This window comes from Bradyrhizobium sp. BRP20 (assembly GCF_020194215.1).
GTDB classification, from domain to species: domain Bacteria; phylum Pseudomonadota; class Alphaproteobacteria; order Rhizobiales; family Xanthobacteraceae; genus Bradyrhizobium; species Bradyrhizobium yuanmingense.
In genome coordinates, this window is the sequence record NZ_JADYVY010000005.1 from 302961 (window position 1) to 320501 (window position 17541).

The following is a 17541-nucleotide window of genomic DNA, read 5'->3' on the forward strand; positions in this document are numbered from 1 at the left end:
ATCGGGCCGCGCTTTGCCCGGTGGCTCGCAATGACGACGCGGAGAGAGCAGTGCCAAAAATGAGAGGCGGGGCTGGGCCCCGCCTCTCTCAATTCAAGTCTGTGTTTCGGCTTACGCCTGGCTCGCGATCGCCTTGCCGAGCGCGGCCTGCGCCGCTGCAAGCCGCGCGATCGGCACGCGGTAGGGCGAGCAGGAGACGTAGTCGAGACCGATATGGTGGCAGAAGGCGACGGAGGCGGGATCGCCGCCGTGCTCGCCGCAGATGCCGACCTTGAGCGAAGTGCGGGTCTTGCGGCCGCGGGCGACGCCGATCTTGACCAGCTCGCCGACGCCTTCCTGATCGAGCGAGATGAAGGGATCGACCGTGAGGATGCCCTTCGCCACATAGGGACCGAGGAAGCTCGCCGCGTCGTCGCGGCTGATGCCGTAGGTCGTCTGCGTCAGGTCGTTGGTGCCGAACGAGAAGAACTCGGCCGACTGCGCGATCTCGCCCGCGAGCAGGCAAGCGCGCGGCAGCTCGATCATGGTGCCGACCTGATAGGCCAGCTTGGTGTTGGTCTCGCGCATCACGGCCTGTGCGGTGGCATCGATCCGTGCCTTGACCAGGTCGAGCTCGGCCTTGGTCGCGATCAGCGGCACCATCACCTCGAGGCCGACGGCCTTGCCGGTGCGCTTCTGCGCCTCGACCGCCGCCTCGAAGATCGCGCGGGCCTGCATCTCGGCGATCTCGGGATAGGCGATGGCGATGCGGCAGCCGCGGAAGCCGAGCATCGGGTTGAACTCCGAGAGCTCCCGGGCGCGGTCGGCGAGGCGCCGCGGGTCGGTGTTCATGGCGCGTGCCACTTCCTCGACCTCGGCATGGGTGTGCGGCAGGAATTCATGAAGGGGAGGATCCAGAAGCCGGATCGTGACGGGCAGGCCCTTCATGATCTCGAACAGCTCGACGAAGTCGGCGCGCTGCATCGGCAGCAGTTTTGCCAGCGCGGCGCGGCGCGACTGCTCGTCCTCGGAGAGGATCATCTCGCGCACCGTGCGGATGCGCGTCTCCTCGAAGAACATGTGCTCGGTGCGGCAGAGACCGATCCCTTCCGCGCCGAACTTGATCGCCGTGCGCGCGTCGTCAGGCGTGTCGCCGTTGACCCGGACGCCGATCTTGCGGACCTGGTCGGCCCAATTCATCAGCGTGCCGAACTCGCCGGACAGCTCCGGCTCGATCATCGGCATGCGGCCGGCGAGCACCTGGCCGAGCGAGCCGTCGATGGTGATGACATCACCGGTCTTGAAGGTGCGCGAGCCGATGCTCATGGTGCCGCGGCCGTAATCGACGCGGATTGTGCCGCAGCCGGAGACGCAGGGCTTGCCCATGCCGCGCGCGACCACCGCCGCGTGCGAGGTCATGCCGCCGCGCGTGGTCAGGATGCCTTCGGCGGCGTGCATGCCGTGGATGTCTTCCGGGCTGGTCTCGATGCGGACCAAAATCACCTTGCGTCCGTCGCCCTGAAGCTTGGCCGCCTCGTCCGAGGAGAACACGATCTCGCCGGAGGCCGCACCCGGCGAAGCCGGCAGGCCGGTTGCGATCACGTCGCGCTTGGCGTTGGGATCGATGGTCGGATGCAGGAGCTGGTCGAGCGAGGCCGGATCGATCCGCGTCACCGCTTCCTTCTTCGAGATCAGGCCCTCATTGGCGAGCTCGACCGCGATACGCAGCGCGGCCTTGGCGGTGCGCTTGCCGCCGCGGGTCTGGAGCATCCAGAGCTTGCCCTGCTCGACGGTGAACTCCATGTCCTGCATGTCGCGGTAGTGCTTCTCGAGCAGCGTGTAGATCCGCGTCAGCTCCTTGAAGGCTTCCGGCATCGCCGCTTCCATCGACGCCTTGTCGGAGCCCGACTCCTTGCGCGCCTCCTCGGTGATGTCCTGCGGCGTGCGGATGCCCGCGACCACGTCCTCGCCTTGTGCGTTGATCAGGAACTCGCCGTAGAGCTTGCTCTCGCCGGTCGAGGGGTTGCGGGTGAAGGCAACGCCCGTGGCCGAGGTCTCGCCCATGTTGCCGAACACCATGGCCTGCACGTTGACCGCGGTGCCCCAGGATTCCGGAATGTCGTGCAGCTTGCGGTAGGTCACCGCGCGCGCGTTCATCCAGGATGAGAACACCGCGCCGATCGCGCCCCAGAGCTGGTCGTGCGGATCCTGCGGGAATTCCTTGCCGGTCTCGCGTGCGACCGCGTCCTTGTACTTGCCGACCAGTTCGACCCAGTCCTCGGCGGACAGATCGGTGTCGAGCGTGTAGCCCTGGCTGTCCTTGAAGGTGTCGAGGATCTCCTCGAAGTGATGATGCTCGAAGCCGAGCACCACGTCGGAATACATCGTGATGAAGCGGCGATAGCTGTCATAGGCGAAACGGCGGTCGCCCGACAGCTCGGCCAGCGCTTCCACGGTCTGGTCGTTGAGGCCGAGATTGAGCACGGTGTCCATCATGCCCGGCATCGAGGCGCGCGCGCCGGAGCGCACCGAGACGAGCAGCGGGTTCCTGGTGTCGCCGAACACCTTGCCGGTCAACTTGCCGACATAGTCGAGCGCCTTCTCAACCTGCGGCTTCAGTTCCTTCGGGTAGGTCTTGTCGTGCTCGTAGAAATAGGTGCAGACCGAGGTCGGGATGGTGAAGCCCGGAGGCACCGGCAGGCCGAGATTGGCCATCTCAGCGAGGTTGGCGCCCTTGCCGCCGAGCAGGTCGCGCATTTCCGTCCGGCCCTCGGCCTTGCCGTCACCGAACGTGTAGACCCATTTGCCGGCCTTCGCCGCTGCCGGCGCCGCCTTGGCAGGCACAACCTTCTTCGGCGCAGGCTTCGCGGCAACCTTCGGCGAAGCCGCCTTGGTCATTGCCTTTGCCACCGGCTTTGCAGTGGGTTTGGCGACCGGCTTCGGCGCGCTCTTGGCCAGCGCCTTGCGGGCCGCCGGCGCGGCCTTCGCCTTGGCGGAGGGCTTTGATTTCGCTGCAGTTTTAGAAGGCTTCGAGGCGGCTTTGGCCATAGCTTGCACACAACCTGCGAGAGGAATGGGAAATCGCGGGCCTTACACCACTTTGGGCGGGCCCGCGCAAGACGGACAGTTCCGAAAAGTGAACGCCTAGAAGCGGAGCCACTTCAGGAGCCCGAGCCCGATCGCGCCGTTGACGATGAGGAAGATCGCGACGATGAGGTTGAGAAGCCGCGGCATGATCAGGATGAGCACGCCCGCAATCAACGACAGGATCGGCGAAATGTGGGCGACGGTGATGTGCATGAACTATCTTTCTGTGAGGTGAGGCGAATCGCGCGCGGATCATAACCGGATGGGTTCCGGGAGTAGAGATGCGCAAGGGCTGCTGCGAGTTCCGGCCTCACGAAAACTGCCCGAAATTGCCGCGAATGCGGCATGCCTTTTCCCGGAACATTGGCTTGAGGCACGCATTGGCAACCGGTCGCGCCGCTCGCGCGCCCGCAGAATCACGTCGAAGGAGTTGTCCATGCGGAACAGGATTTTTGCTCTCGCAGCGCTCGCGGCCGCAACCGGCGCGCCCCTTGCGGCGCAGGCGCAAAGCGATGTCACGATTGGACGCGCGCCCGCCATGGTCGACGGCGCGCCGACGATTGCCGTCGAACAACGGCCCGCCTTCCGCGAATATGTCGTTGAACAACGTGTGCCGCCCTTCCGCATTCCGGATCGCGTGGTGGTCGGCACCACCTTACCCGAGGCAGGCGTCACCTATTATGACGTGCCGCAACGTTTCGGCGCCACGACCTATCGCTACACCGTCGTGAACGGCGAAACCGTGCTGGTCGAGCCGCGCTCGCGCCGCATCGTCGAGGTGCTGGACTAAAGACGCAGCCGCTCCATTCGATGTCCGGCGCGTCACATCAGGCTGGCGCGAGCAGTGTTAAATCGGACATCAGGCCCCGCCCGGTCCTCCCCCCGCCGGGCGGGGCTTCTTTGGGCAAGCCACATCAGCAGCCGTCATTCCGGGACACGCCGGAGGCGTGGGCTATGGTGCGCAATTGCGCACCTGAGAATCCATACTCACGATCGTGGTTATGGATTCCGGGCTCGCGCCACGCGCGCCCCGGAATGACAGCGGTGTTTGCCGCAAACCGCGCCTCAATCCTGGATCTTCGAGAAGTCCGCCACCGCGCGCGTGGCGCTGCGGATCTCGTTGAGGAGCTTCAGGCGGTTCTCGCGCACCTTGGGATCGTCGTCATTGACGCGCACCTTGTCGAAGAAGGCATCGACCGGCGGACGCAGCTTTGCCATCGCGCTCATCGCGGCGGCGAAGTCTTCCTTGGCCACCGCAGCGCTGGCTTCCGCCTTCACCTCACCGATCGCCTTGGCCAGCGCCTTCTCCTCAGCGAGGCTGTAGAGCGCAGCATCCGGCGCGCCGTCGAAGCTGCGCTTGTCCTTCTTCTCCTCGATGCTGAGGATGTTGCTGGCGCGCTTGGTGCCGGCGAGCAGGTTCTTGCCGTCGTCAGAGTCGAGGAATTTTCCGAGCGCCTCGACGCGGCGGACGATCATCAGGAGATCGTCCTGGCCGCCGAGCGCGAACACGGCATCGACGAGATCGTGGCGCGCGCCCTGCTCGCGGAGTTGGACCTTGAGGCGATCGGCGAAGAAGGCGAGCAGATCGCTCGGAAGCTTCGAGGCATCGGCCGGCTTCACCGACAAGCCGGCGAGCGCTGATCCCGCCACCTTTATGAGCGACAGACGCAGCGCGTTCTCGGCGATCAGCCTGATCACGCCCAGCGCCGCACGACGCAGCGCATAGGGGTCCTTGCTGCCCGTCGGCTTCTCGTCGATCGCCCAGAACCCAACCAGGGTATCGATCTTGTCCGCGAGCGCCACCACGACGCTGACCGGATCGGTCGGAACGCGATCAGCAGGCCCTTGCGGCTTGTAGTGCTCCTCGCAGGCCGCGGCGACGGAGGCGTCTTCGCCCTGAGCCAGCGCATAGTATTTGCCCATCAGGCCCTGCACTTCCGGGAATTCGCCGACGACTTCCGTCAGCAGATCTGCCTTTGCCAGATGCGCCGCGCGCGTCGCCTTGGCGACATCGGCGCCGACCAGCGGCGCGATCTCGGCGGCCAGGCGCTCGATGCGCATGATGCGTTCCGCCTGCGTCCCGAGCTTCTCGTGAAACACGATCTGATCGAACTTCGGCAGCCGGCCCTCGAGCTTCATCTTCAGGTCCGTCTCGTAGAAGAACTTCGCATCCGACAGCCGGGCGCGAATGACGCGCTCGTTGCCGGCGATGATGGTCGCACCACCATCGGTCGCCTCGATATTGGCGACCAGGATGAACTTGCTCGCGAGCTTGCCCGTCTTGGGGTCGCGCACCACGAAACACTTCTGGTTGTTGCGGATGGTGGCGCGGATGACTTCGTCGGGAGTCTTCAAGAATTCCGGCTCGAACGAGCCCATCAGCACGACCGGCCATTCGACGAGGCCGGCGACCTCGTCGAGCAGGTTCTGGTCCTCGACCAGCTCAAAACCTTGCGCGAAGGCCAGCTGCTTGGCGTCGGTGAGGATGGCGTCCTTGCGGCGCTCGGGGTCGAGCACGACTTTTGCTGCAAGAAGCTTAGCCTCGTAGTCCTCGAAGCGGCGCACGGAGATCGGCGCCGGCGCAAGGAAGCGATGACCGTAAGTGGTCTGGCCGCTCTCGATGCCGTCGACCTCGAACGTCACGACATCGGGCTCTTCGGTCTCGAGGCCGAAGGTCGCGGTGATCGCGTGCAGCGGACGCACCCAGTTCAGCGAGCCGGGCTTGCCCGAGCGCGCGCCCCAGCGCATCGATTTGGGCCAGGGGAAGGTGCGGATGATGACAGGCAGGATCTCGGCGAGCACGTCGATCGCGTCGCGGCCGGGCTTCTCGATCAAGCCGATGTAGAAATCACCCTTGGGGTCGCGCTGGATTTTGGCTTCGTCCAACGACTTCAAACCGGTTGCCTTGAGGAAGCCCTGCACGGCCGCATCGGGCGCGCCGACCTTCGGGCCGCGACGCTCGGTCTTCAGATCAGGCTGGCGCGCTGGGATGCCGTGCACGGTGAGCGCAAGGCGGCGCGGCGTCGCGAACGCCTTTGCGCCCTCATAGACCAGGCCCTCGGCAACCAGCTTGTCGGTGACCATGCGGCGCAGATCGTCCGCCGCCTTCGCCTGCATGCGCGCGGGAATTTCTTCGGAAAACAGTTCAAGCAAAAGATCGGGCATCAGGCCGCTCCGCCCGCTTCAGTGTGGATCCAGGCCTCGCCACAAGCTTTTGCCAGCTCGCGCACGCGCAGAATGTAGCTCTGCCGTTCGGTCACGGAGATCACGCCGCGGGCATCGAGCAGGTTGAAGACGTGGCTCGCCTTGATGCACTGGTCGTAGGCAGGCAGCGCCATCAGATGCTGTTTCCGGTTGCCGCCGTCGCGCCAGCCGGCGTCGAGATATTTTTTGCAGGCAGCTTCCGCCATCTTGAACTGCTCGAACAGCATCGCGGTGTCGGCATATTCGAAATTGTGCCGCGAATATTCCTGCTCGGCCTGCAGGAACACGTCGCCATAGGTGACCTTCTGATCACCGTCGCGCCCATTGAAATTGAGGTCGTAGACGCGGTCGACGCCCTGCACATACATCGCGAGGCGCTCGAGCCCGTAGGTGAGCTCGCCCGCGACCGGGGCGCATTCGAAGCCGGCGACCTGCTGAAAGTAAGTGAACTGGCTGACCTCCATGCCGTCGCACCAGCATTCCCACCCGAGGCCCCAGGCGCCCAGGGTCGGGCTCTCCCAATCGTCCTCGACGAAGCGGATGTCGTGCACGGCGGAATCGATGCCGATCGCGGCGAGCGACTTCAGGTACAGCTCCTGAAGGTTCGGCGGCGACGGCTTCATGATCACCTGGAACTGGTAATAGTGCTGCATCCGGTTCGGGTTCTCGCCGTAACGGCCGTCCTTGGGCCGGCGCGAGGGCTGCACATAGGCGGCGTTCCACGGCTTTGGCCCGAGCGCGCGCAGCGTGGTCGCCGGATGGAAGGTGCCCGCGCCCATTTCCATGTCGTAGGGCTGCAGGATCACGCAGCCCTGCTCGGCCCAGAACCGCTGGAGCGCGAGGATGAAGCCCTGGAACGAGCGTTCGGGGCGCATATGGGCGGGCAATGAGGCGTCCATCGTCAGATCGGGCTCTCGCGGGGGGTTTTGAATCGCGCGGGACCGTATCGACGGCGGGGATGGGAATCAAGGCGAAGGGGCCGGATTCGGGCGTCATTCCGGGGCGCCCGCAGGGCGAGCCCGGAATCCATTGCGCCGCTCACTCCGTGGTTCGGATGGATTCCGGGTTCTCGCTTCGCGAGCCCCGGAATGACGAACGCGTGGAGGTGTGCCCTAACCCGGCCGGTAAGCTCCGGTCACGGGGTCACGCTTCAGCGTCTGGATATCCCCCATGCGGGCGGCCTCGGTGACGCGCGACAGGCGCATCTCCTCCAGCTCCTGGTTGATCCGGATGGCGGTCTTGTAGGCCCAGCGGACCACGGCAAGCCCGCCCAGGACGCCCGCGAAAGCGACGAACGGCGGCATCGGTCGATCCTCGTCTCATGCTCAGCCCCCACACGCATTGTTGCGCAGATGGACCTGCGCCGCAATTGGCGCCGCCCGGGCGAAATGGCGCGGGAGCGCGAGACCTAGAACCCGAATTTCGCCCAAATCGCCCGCGTCTCGACCGCCGAGATCAGCTCGTCCGGCAGCCCGGCCATTGATTCCAGGGCCGAAAGCTGCCCCGCGCCGGGCGATTTCCGGCCCAAAAGGCCGGAGAGCAGCCCGGTCGGCTGCGCAATCACGGGGGTGAGAACCTTCTCACCATAACGGGCACGAAGAGTTGAGCGGAGATCGCCGATGCTGTCGGCGAGCCCCAGCGCGATCGCGCTGTCCCCCGCCCAGTATTCGCCCGTGAACAGCGTGTCGTCCGCTCCCTTCAGCCGGGCGCCGCGGCTTTCCTTGACCAGCGCGATGAAGATCTGGTGGATCTCGCGCTGGATCGCCTTCAGCCTCATGACGTCGTCAGGGTTTTCCGGAAGAAACGGGTCGAGCATCGCCTTGTGCTCGCCCGAGGTGTAGAGGCGCCGCTCGATGCCGAGCCGCCTGATCGCCTCCTGAAAACCGAAACTGCCGCCGACCACGCCGATCGAGCCGAGGATCGAGGAGGGATCGCAGATGATCTCGTTGCCCGCGCAGGCGATCATGTAACCACCGGAGGCCGCAACGTCCTCGACGAACACGAGCACCGGCAGCTTCTTCTCCGCGGCGAGCTGCTTGATGCGCAAGTAGATCTGGCGCGACTGCACCGGCGAACCGCCGGGCGAGTTGATCACCAGCGCCACGGCCTTGGCGTGCCGATAGGAAAACGCGCGCTCGAGCACCCGCGCGACGCCGGCAAGCGTCAGGCCCGGACGCAGCGGCGTCACCGCACCGATCACACCGGACAGCCGCACCACCGGCACGACCGCCGTGCCGGGACGAAAGCGCGCCGGCAGATATTGCATGAGCTTGTCGGCCAGGCCGGAACTCTCACGATCGTTCAATTGTTCGGCCATGGCCTTACCTCTGATTAACCATTTCTTATCACGCGAGTGTCATTGAAAGTGCCAGGAACGTGTTTTGCAGAATCCGCGTTGGGAAGCTGCAATAGGCAGCGGAAGGAAACGCCATGAAGATCTATCTGCTGTTGCTGCTGATCGGTGCGCTTTTCACGGCGCTTCACTTTACGTCGCCGCAAGAGCAGCAGACGGAATCGCTTCCGCAATAAGCCGTCACGGCCTCGCCAGCGGCAACGCCGCCCTCCCCTCCAGAATATCCTTCACCTCTTTCTTCGGCACGTTTGACTCCTCGTTGAGCATGAGGCCCGGCAGCAATTGCGTCGGTGCCCGGCCGCCTTTGACTGCGCGCACCAGCACCCGGATGGCAGGCTTTCCCGCTTCGCCATGAACCGGCAGGATCGCGAGGCTGCCGAAGCCGCGTGACAGCGCTGCCACGACGTCGCCAATTCCGTCCGCGCGCCAGATCAGGGTCAGCACGCCGCTCGATCGGAGAATGCGCCGGGCTGCATGCACCCACGCATGCAGCGTCTCCTCCCTCGCCACATGCGCGGTGTGGCGCGCCTGATCCGGCGAGCCGCGATGGCGTGCGGGGTCGTTGAAGGGCGGGTTCATCAATACGGCGTCGGAACCGTCGGGCAGAAGTCCGTTCGCTGCAAACGCCTGCGCGTCGGCGGTGACGTCGAGCACGATGACCTCGGCAGGAATCGCGTTCGCGGCGGCGTTGGCCCGCGCGAGCTGCGCCAGTTCCGGATCGATCTCGACGAGGCTCAGCCTGATCCCCGCGACGCGCCGCGCCAGCGCAAGGCCCGCCGTGCCGACGCCGGCGCCAAGCTCGACCACGCGGTCACCCGCCTTAGCGTCGGTCGCTGCTGCCAGCAGGATGGCGTCGTGCCCGGCGCGGTGGCCTGACCGCTTCTGCATCAAGCGCAACTGCCCACCGAGAAACGCGTCCTCGGTAATATCCGCGGCCTCAATCATCGCCGCGCAGTTCGTGGCTGAGGCCTGCCTCGGTGAGGAGCGCCCTGGCTTCCTCGGCGTCGTCCTCATGAACCAGGATCCGCCGCGGCAGAATGCCGAGAGACCCCTCGATGATGCTCATGTTCTGGTCCAGCACCAGATGATGGATGTTGGCGCCGTCGAGCAGCGCGCCAATCGCCGACACCAGCACCATATCGTTGGTCCGAACCAGTTCACGCAAAACGGAGGTCTCCTGCCTGAAAGTGGCTAACGCGGCAAATGTCAATGGTTCCGCGGCCCTTGCCGCATCCGTCGCCAGTTTCTATTGTATTTCCATCAGAATAGCCCTTCCGGGGCAAATATTGGAGACCGGCGTGGCCGTCATCGTACCTTTCGAAACCCCCGGCGCGTCGATCGAAGAGCTGGTTGCCCTTGTCGCTCCCGACATGGAGCGCGTCAATGCCACGATCCTGTCGCGGACCGGCTCCGACGTGACCATGATCCCTGAAGTGGCCAACCACTTGATCTCCTCGGGCGGCAAGCGCCTGCGCCCGATGCTGACGCTCGCCATGGCCAATCTCGCCGGCTACACCGGTGACGGCCACATCAAGTTAGCTGCCAGCGTCGAGTTCATGCACACCGCCACCCTGCTCCACGACGACGTGGTCGACGAGAGCGAGATGCGCCGCGGCAAGCTGTCGGCGCGCATGCTCTGGGGCAACGAGGCAAGCGTGCTGGTCGGCGACTTCCTGCTCGGCCAGGCTTTCCGCATGATGGTCGAGGTCGGCTCGCTGCGCGCGCTCGACATCCTCTCCGCGGCGGCCGCCACCATCGCCGAGGGCGAGGTGATGCAGCTCGCCGCCGCCAAGAACACCGCGACCACCGAGGACGAATATCTCGCCGTGATCCGCGGCAAGACCGCCGAATTGTTCGCCGCCGCCTGCGAGGTCGGCCCCGTGATCGCGAACCGCCCGAAGGCGGAGCAGACTGCCTGCCGCTCGGTCGGCATGAATCTCGGCATCGCCTTCCAGCTCGTCGACGACGTGCTCGACTACGGCGGCAAGAGCGCCAAGCTCGGCAAGAACACCGGCGACGATTTCCGCGAAGGCAAGATCACGCTGCCCGTCGTGCTCGCCTTCCGCCGCGGCAACGACACCGAGCGCGCCTTCTGGATCCGCGCGCTCGAGCGCGGCGAGATCGGCGATTCCGATCTCGATCACGCCATCGGCCTGATGAACAAGCACCGCGCGCTCGAGGACACGCTGATCCGCGCCCAGCACTACGGCGCCATGGCCGTGGATGCGCTGGCGCTGTTCCCGCCCTCGCCGATGAAGAGCGCGCTGGAGCAGGTCGTGGCGTTCTGCTTGGCAAGATCGCATTAGGCGACTGACGCTCACGCTTTGCGCGCTCCCTGCACCCGTCATTGCGAGCGTAGCGAAGCAATCCAGAATCCCGCCGCGGAAACAGTCTGGATTGCCTCGCTGCGTTCGCAATGACGGAGTACGCCGCGACGGCACCGCTTGCTCTCGTGTCCCGGACGCGCTGCAGCGTGAAACGCTGCTGCGCAGAGCCGGGACCCATGCGACATCCGCAATCATGATCAATATGGGCCCCGGCTCTGCAGAGCACCGCTAAGAGGCGCTGCGCTGCGTCCGGGGCACGAGAGCGCGCTTCATCTCACCAGCAGAATCCAGCCTCACTCGCTCCACATGGCTCCCCGCGCGGTCACTTGCATTTTGCAAGTTACTGACCTATCTTGCCCGCCATGCAGCCCAAATCCCCTTCGATCCTGGAATGCCCGGTCGGCCGCGCGGTGGAGACGGTCGGCGAATGGTGGAGCATCCTGATTCTGCGCGATGCATTTCAGGGTGCGACGAAGTTCGACGAGTTCTCGCAAAGCCTCGGCATTGCGCCGAACATCCTGTCGCGGCGGCTCTCGCATCTCACCGAAAGCGGCATGTTCGTGCGTCGCCGCTATCAGGAGCGCCCGCCGCGCTACGAATATGTGCTGACGGATAAGGCGCGGGATTTCTTCCCCGTGATCGCTACGCTGCTCGCCTGGGGCAACAAGCATCTGGCGCCGAAAGGCGAATCCATCCTGCTGGCGAACCGGAGCGACGTCCGCCCGCTCGAGCCGATTGTGGTCGATGCCGCCGACAAGCGCCCGATCACGCTCGCCAATGCGGTCGTCGTCGCAGGTCCCCGCGCCAGCCGCGGCATGCGCGCACGGCTTGCTTCGCTCAAGGCCATGAACCCGGCCGTCGCGCCGGCTGGAGACTGACATGCGTCGTATCGTCGTGACGGGAATGGGCGCGGTGTCGCCGCTTGGCTGCGGCGTCGAATTGACGTGGCGGCGGCTGCTCGCCGGGCAAAGCGGGCTGCGCCTGTTGCCGGAATGGGCAGAGGCGCTGCCGGCGCGCATTGCAGGCCTCGTGCCCGATAAGACCGATGATGCCGAAGGCGGTTTTGATCCGGCGCAGGCTGCCGCGCCCAAGGATCAGCGCAAGATGGACCGCTTCATCCTGTTCGCGCTGCTCGCGACGGCAGAAGCCGTCGCGCAGGCGAAATGGACGCCGCAGGATGCTGGCGCGCTCGGGCGCACCGCGACGATCATCGCCTCCGGCGTCGGCGGCTTTCCCGCCATGGCGGAGGCGGTGCGCATCACCGCGCAACGCGGCGCGCGCCGGCTGTCGCCGTTCACGATCCCCTCGTTCCTCGCCAATCTCGCCGCCGGCCACGTCTCGATCAAGTACGGCTACAAGGGCGCGCTGGGCGCGCCCGTCACGGCCTGCGCCGCCGGCGTGCAGGCGATCGGCGATGCCGCGCGCATGATCCGATCAGGCGAAGCTGACGTTGCGATCTGCGGCGGCGCGGAGGCCTGCATCGATATCGTCAGTCTCGGCGGCTTTGCGGCCGCTCGCGCGCTGTCGAGCGGCTTCAACGACGAGCCTGCGCGCGCCTCGCGTCCGTTCGATCGCAACCGCGACGGTTTCGTGATGGGCGAAGGCGCCGGCATCCTGGTGATCGAGGCGCTGGAGCATGCGCAGGCGCGCGGCGCGACGCCGATCGCCGAGATTGTCGGCTACGGCACGACCGCGGACGCCTATCACATGACCTCGGGGCCGCCGGATGGCGATGGTGCCCGCCGCGCCATGGAGATCGCGCTTCGGCAGGCCAAGCTTGCGCCCGCGGATGTGCAGCACCTGAACGCGCACGCGACCTCGACACCGGCCGGCGACGAAAGCGAGCTAGGCGCCATCGGCGCGCTGTTCGGCCGCAACCGCGGCATTGCCGTGAGCGCGACCAAATCGGCCACGGGTCACCTGCTCGGCGCCGCCGGCGGGCTGGAAGCGGTTTTCACCGTGCTCGCGTTGCGCGACCAGATCGCGCCGCCCACGCTCAATCTCGAAAACCCCGATGCGGGCGCCGAAGGCATCGATATCGTCGCAGGCAGCGCGCGGCCAATGCCGATGCAGCATGCCATCTCCAACGGGTTCGGCTTCGGCGGGGTCAATGCCAGCGTGATCTTGCGCCGGCTGGGCTAAGCAAGAGGTCTTGCAATCGCCGCCGGCTTCGCTACGAAAACGGCATGATCGAAACGAATTTCTGGCTGTTCCTGGCCGCAGCTCTCCTCATTGCCGCCGTTCCCGGCCCTGGCATTTTTTACGTCGCGGCGCGAACCTTGTCGGAGGGGCGTGGCAGCGGCTTCGCCTCGACCGCGGGCACGGCGCTGGGCGGACTGGTTCATGTGGTCGCGGGCAGCCTCGGCATCTCCGCCATCATCCTGGCCAGCGCGGAGCTGTTTGCCGCCGTGAAGTTCGTCGGCGCGCTCTATCTGGTCTGGCTCGGCATCAAGACGTTTCGCAGCGCCGGCAACAACCTGCCGCTCGGGAGCGAGCCGATCGGCGACAAGCGCGCGTTTCGCGACGGCGTGCTGGTCGAAGCGCTCAATCCGAAGACCGCGGCATTCTTCCTCGCCTTCATTCCACAGTTTCTCGATCCGTCGGACTCGAACCCGACGCTGCAATTCATCCTGCTGGGTGCGATCTCCGTGGCCCTGAACACGCTCGCCGATGTCGTGGTGGTGCTGATGGCCTCCGCGACGCGCGCGCAGCTGACCGGACGGCCGCTTCTGATGCGTCGCCTCACACGAGGTTCCGGCGTCTTCATCGCGGGCCTCGGCCTCTCGCTCGCCCTGGCGCGGCGGCCGGCCAATGGCTAGCGCCCCGCAAAGCCGCTTCTATGAATCGCACGGCCTGCGGCTGCACTACGCCGACTGGGGCAACGAGGGTGCACCGGTCGCCATCCTGGTGCACGGCGGCCGCGATCATTGCCGCAGCTGGGATCACATCGCGCGCTCGCTGCAACCGCATTTTCGCGTCGTCGCGCCCGACCTGCGTGGTCACGGCGATTCCGACTGGACGAGAGGCGGCAGCTACGCGCTGACAGAATACGTGTACGATCTCGTGCAGCTGGTTCGCACCTTAGCCACGTCTCAGGTCACCCTGATCGGCCATTCGATGGGCGGCATGGTGAGCCTGATCTTTTCGGGCGCATTCCCCGAACAGGTCACGAGGCTCGTCGTCCTCGACGGCGTGACCATGTTGCCGGACACACCGAAGCCGCCGGCGCATGAGCGCATCGGCAGATGGGTCGGCCAGCTCGACAAGCTCCACGACCGCACCCCGCGCCGCTATCCGAGCCTCGAGGACGCGGCCGCACAGATGGTGCTTCACAACAAGCGCCTGTCACGGGACCTCGCGCTGCATCTCGCCAGGCATGGCGCGCGGCAGAACGAGGACGGCAGCTACAGCTGGAAATTCGATCCCTATCAGCGCGCCTCCGCGCCACATCGGCTCTGGCCCGACGATCACATCGAGCTGTGGTCGCGGATCACGTGCCCGACGCTGCTGCTCAATGCCGGCGAAAGCTTTCTAGCGGGCGCTCGCTCCGCCGGCCTGGAGCGATACTTCCAGAACGCGAGCGTTAAGACTATTGCCGGGGCGGGACACTGGCTGCAGCACGACAAGCCGCAGGAGGTGTTGGGTGAGATCCGGCGGTTTCTCGAGCTCAATGAGGACGAAGGCTAGCTCAACGTGCCCGCATGCACCCACCAGGCGGGGTGATCGCGCCGGATCGTTTCGGCCGCGGCATGTGCCTCCTCAGATGCGCCGTAGATCGCAAAGCACGTCGCGCCCGAGCCGGACATGCGGGCGAGCTTGACGCCGGCGGAATCGCGCAAGGCGTCCAGCACCTCGCCGATCACAGGCTCGATCCGCAGCGCGGGTGCTTCGAGATCGTTGGCGACCGTGTCGAGAACCTCGACCCAATCGGAAATCGAGCCGCCTTCGCCGGGCCAGGCCGGTGCGCGGATGACGTCGGTGACGCCGACCAGGAGCTCGCCGTTGCGCAGGCCCAGCGCCTGGAACACGTCCTTGGTGGCGACAGGCACACGCGGATTGACCATGACGCAAGGCATGCTCGGCAGCGCGAGCGGCAGCAGCTGCTCGCCGACGCCGGTCATGTCGCAGGCGCGCGAGAGGAGGCACACCGGCACGTCGGCGCCGGTTGCGAGCGCGACCTTCTGAATGCGGGGATCATCGAGCGACAGATCGTTGAGACGCGCCAGGAGCCGCAGCGCGGCCGCGGCATCCGCCGAGCCGCCGCCGATGCCGGCTGCAACGGGGAGCACCTTGTCGAGCGCGAAGGCGCCCAGCTGCAGGCCAGGGATCGCCTCGGCAAGGAGCTTGGCGGCCTTGAGCACGAGATTGTCGGCTGTGTCGCCGCAGGCGGCAGCCAGCGGCCCAGTCGTGGTGAGCTTCAGCTCCCCGCCCGGCTCCAAGGTGAGCCGGTCGGCGCAGTCGGCAAACGCGACCACGCTTTCGAGATCATGATAACCATCGGCACGACGGCCGACGACGCGAAGGCTCAAATTGACCTTCGCCCGTCCCTCTTCAATCAACGCCGACATTGGCGATCAGCCCCCAAGACTCACTTGTTTGCGCATGATCTGATCGGAAAACCGCTCCACACTTTTCCGGATCATGCGCCTAGCTTAGCCGCCCCTGCCGTCGTCCTTCTTCTTTTCGGCCTGCGCCGCAGAAGAGTTCGAATTGTCGTCGGGAAGGCCGTTGGCGATCTTGGCCTCGATCTTCGGCAGCTCTTCCGGCTCGGGCTTGAGATCGCGCGCATGCGACCACTGGAATTTTGCCTCCAGCGTGCGGCCGACGCGCCAATAGGCGTCGCCGAGGTGGTCGTTGATGGTCGGATCCTCGGGCTTGAGATCGATCGCGCGTTCGAGGTTCTTCACTGCCTCCTCGAAATTGCCGATGCGGTAATAGGCCCAGCCGAGGGAATCGACGATGTAGCCGTCGTCGGGACGCTGCTCGACGGCCCGCTTGATCATCTTCATGCCTTCGTCGAGATTCACGCCCTGGTCGATCCAGGAATAGCCAAGATAGTTGAGGACGTGCGGCTGGTCGGGCTGCAGCTCCAGCGCCTTCTTCATGTCGGCCTCGGCCTTGGCCCATTGCTTGGAGCGCTCCTGGCAGATGCCGCGATAATAGTACCAGACGCTGTTGGCCTTGTCGTTGCCGGGCGGCAGCGCCTCGATGCCTCGTGAATAGGTCGCGCCGCAATCGCCGAACCGCTTGCGGCCGCGCTCGATGTTGCCGAGCGCCATGATGGCTTCGAGGTCCTTGGGATCCTCCGAGGTGACGCCCTTGAGGATCTTGATCGCCTCGTCGGTGCGGTCGGCGGAATCGAGATCGATGGCGAGCTGAATCTGCGCGTTGCGCTTGAGCGGCGAGTTGGCGGGCACGCGCTCGTAGACCTTGATCGCCATCTTCGGCCGCTTGACCGATTCGTAGAGATCGGCGAGCGACAGCAGTGCCAGCGGATGCGTCGGCTGCAGGTAGAGCGAGAGCTGGAGATAGACCAGCGCCAGATCCTCGCCACCTCGGCGGGTCAGCGTCGCGCCGATGCCGTAGAGCGCTTCGGCGGCGCCGGCCTGCGCGGAATCGACCAGCGGCGGCATCTTCTTGCCGGCCTTGGTTTCGCGCAGGCCTTCCTGGATCAGCGGATGGCGCGCGAGCTTCTTGTCGAAGGCCTGATAGATGTTGGTAGCCGCGGCGGAATCCTTGTTGCGCGACAGCCAGCGCGCATAGGCCTCGGTCACGCGCAGCATGGAATCGTCGAGCTTGTAGGCGCGCTCGAAGCGCGTGCCGGCGTCCTTCTCCTTGCCGGAGAGCTCCAGGATCATGCCGGTGTGGAGATCCTTGAACAGCGGATACCATTCCGGACCTGTCAGCTTGTCGATGGTGGCGACACCACCCTTGGCATCGCCCGCACCATAGGCGGCCCAGCCCGACAGCAGCGTGGCGACGAGATCGGTGATCGGACCACGGATCGACTGGTTGATGTTGGTCTGCGCCGCGACGTACTTCTTCAGCTTGAGATCGTGCACGCCGACGACGAGACGGGCGACGCGGTTGGTCTTGTCGATGGTGAGGATGCGCTCGGCGAGCTTGACCGCCTCCTCGATGTCGCCGTCGGCGACCGACGAGATGAAGGCACGGTCGAGCAGCTCGTTGTTCTTGGGATCGGTGCGGAGCGCCGAACGGTAGAATGCGGCGGCCGAGGTCGCGTCGCGCTCAACGCTAGCATGGCGGGCGGCGAGATAGCTGCCGGCGCCGGTGAGCGACTTCAGATCGTTTCGCGTCGGAAATTGCGCCGCCGTGTTTTCCGGATGATCCGGCGTCTGCGCCAGGACCGCGCCGGGGACCGTCGCGATCGCGGTGCCCATGAGGGCGATGGCGGCAGCAGTCCAGCGGTTGAAACGATTTGAAAACATCAGGGCTCGCCTTGAGTTGGGTGGTGCCTGGGTTTGCAGCAGAAGACCGTATCGCAAGCGAACGCGGCCGGTGACATCCGGGCCCGGAACCGTCAGGCCGACAATGCCGCTTTTGGCGCTTCGCCGCAAGGATTCGGACCCG

At 65.7% G+C, this 17541-nt stretch carries 16 protein-coding genes; 6 read left to right on the forward strand and 10 right to left on the reverse strand.

The window, feature by feature from the left end; genetic code table 11:
* Positions 1 to 111: 111 nt before the first annotated feature.
* Positions 112 to 3027, reverse strand: a complete 2916-nt coding sequence (gene ppdK, locus I6F33_RS15100; RefSeq protein ID WP_036024905.1) for a pyruvate, phosphate dikinase — start codon at positions 3025 to 3027, stop codon at positions 112 to 114.
* A 96-nt stretch (positions 3028 to 3123) separates the two neighbouring features.
* Complete coding sequence (locus I6F33_RS15105) at positions 3124 to 3279, reverse strand: DUF3096 domain-containing protein (protein ID WP_008562090.1); 156 nt, start codon at positions 3277 to 3279, stop codon at positions 3124 to 3126.
* 223 nt (positions 3280 to 3502) lie between these two features.
* Here I6F33_RS15105 and I6F33_RS15110 point away from each other — a divergent pair, with 223 nt between their 5' ends.
* Complete coding sequence (locus I6F33_RS15110; RefSeq protein WP_036006381.1) at positions 3503 to 3856, forward strand: DUF1236 domain-containing protein; 354 nt, start codon at positions 3503 to 3505, stop codon at positions 3854 to 3856.
* A 275-nt stretch (positions 3857 to 4131) separates the two neighbouring features.
* Here the strand turns inward: I6F33_RS15110 and glyS are convergent, their stop codons facing one another.
* The 6 genes from glyS to I6F33_RS15140 all read right to left on the reverse strand — a co-directional run bounded on the left by glyS (position 4132) and on the right by I6F33_RS15140 (position 9788).
* Positions 4132 to 6231 (reverse strand): glycine--tRNA ligase subunit beta, encoded by a 2100-nt coding sequence (glyS, locus tag I6F33_RS15115; protein ID WP_225143117.1) that lies wholly within the window; start codon positions 6229 to 6231, stop codon positions 4132 to 4134.
* Positions 6231 to 7169: a glycine--tRNA ligase subunit alpha gene (locus I6F33_RS15120; protein ID WP_036006377.1), complete on the reverse strand. Its 939-nt coding sequence runs from the start codon at positions 7167 to 7169 to the stop codon at positions 6231 to 6233. Before I6F33_RS15120 ends, glyS begins: the two co-directional genes overlap by 1 nt.
* Before the next feature lie 213 nt (positions 7170 to 7382).
* Positions 7383 to 7574, reverse strand: coding sequence for a hypothetical protein (locus I6F33_RS15125; protein ID WP_036006375.1), 192 nt, complete (start codon positions 7572 to 7574; stop codon positions 7383 to 7385).
* Positions 7575 to 7678: 104 nt separating this feature from the next.
* Positions 7679 to 8587 carry a S49 family peptidase gene (locus tag I6F33_RS15130; RefSeq protein ID WP_036006373.1) on the reverse strand — a complete coding sequence of 303 codons (909 nt, stop codon included), beginning with the start codon at positions 8585 to 8587 and terminating at the stop codon, positions 7679 to 7681.
* A gap of 216 nt (positions 8588 to 8803) precedes the next feature.
* The gene (locus I6F33_RS15135) at positions 8804 to 9568 is read right to left on the reverse strand and encodes a tRNA1(Val) (adenine(37)-N6)-methyltransferase (RefSeq protein ID WP_036006371.1); all 765 of its coding nucleotides are present in this window, start codon (positions 9566 to 9568) and stop codon (positions 8804 to 8806) included.
* Positions 9561 to 9788 (reverse strand): DUF2007 domain-containing protein, encoded by a 228-nt coding sequence (locus I6F33_RS15140; protein ID WP_008562067.1) that lies wholly within the window; start codon positions 9786 to 9788, stop codon positions 9561 to 9563. The genes I6F33_RS15135 and I6F33_RS15140 overlap by 8 nt, the downstream gene beginning before the upstream one ends.
* Positions 9789 to 9921: 133 nt before the next feature.
* Here I6F33_RS15140 and I6F33_RS15145 point away from each other — a divergent pair, with 133 nt between their 5' ends.
* The 5 genes from I6F33_RS15145 to I6F33_RS15165 all read left to right on the forward strand — a co-directional run bounded on the left by I6F33_RS15145 (position 9922) and on the right by I6F33_RS15165 (position 14637).
* Positions 9922 to 10929: a polyprenyl synthetase family protein gene (locus tag I6F33_RS15145; RefSeq protein WP_036006386.1), complete on the forward strand. Its 1008-nt coding sequence runs from the start codon at positions 9922 to 9924 to the stop codon at positions 10927 to 10929.
* 383 nt (positions 10930 to 11312) lie between these two features.
* Positions 11313 to 11828, forward strand: a complete 516-nt coding sequence (locus I6F33_RS15150) for a helix-turn-helix domain-containing protein (protein ID WP_225143119.1) — start codon at positions 11313 to 11315, stop codon at positions 11826 to 11828.
* 1 nt (position 11829) lies between these two features.
* Positions 11830 to 13092, forward strand: a complete 1263-nt coding sequence (gene fabF, locus I6F33_RS15155; RefSeq protein ID WP_225143121.1) for a beta-ketoacyl-ACP synthase II — start codon at positions 11830 to 11832, stop codon at positions 13090 to 13092.
* Positions 13093 to 13136: 44 nt separating this feature from the next.
* On the forward strand, positions 13137 to 13769 hold the full coding sequence (locus I6F33_RS15160; RefSeq protein WP_225143123.1) for a LysE family translocator: 633 nt from the start codon (positions 13137 to 13139) through the stop codon (positions 13767 to 13769).
* Positions 13762 to 14637, forward strand: coding sequence for an alpha/beta fold hydrolase (locus tag I6F33_RS15165; RefSeq protein ID WP_225143125.1), 876 nt, complete (start codon positions 13762 to 13764; stop codon positions 14635 to 14637). The genes I6F33_RS15160 and I6F33_RS15165 overlap by 8 nt, the downstream gene beginning before the upstream one ends.
* On the opposite strand, the gene I6F33_RS15170 is transcribed toward I6F33_RS15165, so the two are convergent.
* Complete coding sequence (locus tag I6F33_RS15170; RefSeq protein ID WP_109144972.1) at positions 14634 to 15518, reverse strand: 4-(cytidine 5'-diphospho)-2-C-methyl-D-erythritol kinase; 885 nt, start codon at positions 15516 to 15518, stop codon at positions 14634 to 14636. The genes I6F33_RS15165 and I6F33_RS15170 overlap by 4 nt on opposite strands.
* 84 nt (positions 15519 to 15602) lie before the next feature.
* The gene (locus tag I6F33_RS15175) at positions 15603 to 17399 is read right to left on the reverse strand and encodes a tetratricopeptide repeat protein (protein ID WP_225143127.1); all 1797 of its coding nucleotides are present in this window, start codon (positions 17397 to 17399) and stop codon (positions 15603 to 15605) included.
* Positions 17400 to 17541 lie beyond the last annotated feature (142 nt).